This is a genomic window from Pseudomonas sp. KB_15, assembly GCF_052114525.1.
In the GTDB taxonomy this organism is placed as follows: Bacteria; Pseudomonadota; Gammaproteobacteria; order Pseudomonadales; family Pseudomonadaceae; genus Aquipseudomonas.
Window position 1 is genome coordinate 1 of sequence record NZ_JBFREX010000333.1, and the last position, 379, is coordinate 379.

The following is a 379-nucleotide window of genomic DNA, read 5'->3' on the forward strand; positions in this document are numbered from 1 at the left end:
GTGCAGTTGCGGGCGATGCGGGCCAGGCGGGCATCGTTGACGGACACGTCGTGGGTCACACCGCTCTTGCCGGTGAACTGGAAGCGCAGGCGGCTGCCGCGCACGGCCACATGGCSCCGGTGCAGCGTGGTCAGCCCATAGGTGCGATTCTGGCGCGCGTAACGCGGGGTGCCGACGCGCACAAGGGTGGCATCCAGCAACGTCACCACGGCGGCAAGGATCTTCTCGCGCGGCATGCCGTTGCGCGCCAGATCACGGGCCAGCCGCCCGCGCAGGCGCGGCAGCGCATGCCCGAAGGCCATCAGGCGGGTGTACTTGTCGGTGTCGCGCAGCGCGGCCCAGTCCGGGTGATAGAGGTATTGCTTCCGGCCCCGCGCAT

The 379-nt window shown here is 70.1% G+C and carries 1 pseudogene; it reads right to left on the reverse strand.

Annotated features, from left to right (window positions below):
- Positions 1–379, reverse strand: a pseudogene (locus AB4Z35_RS31145) (DNA topoisomerase IB); the annotation flags it as partial.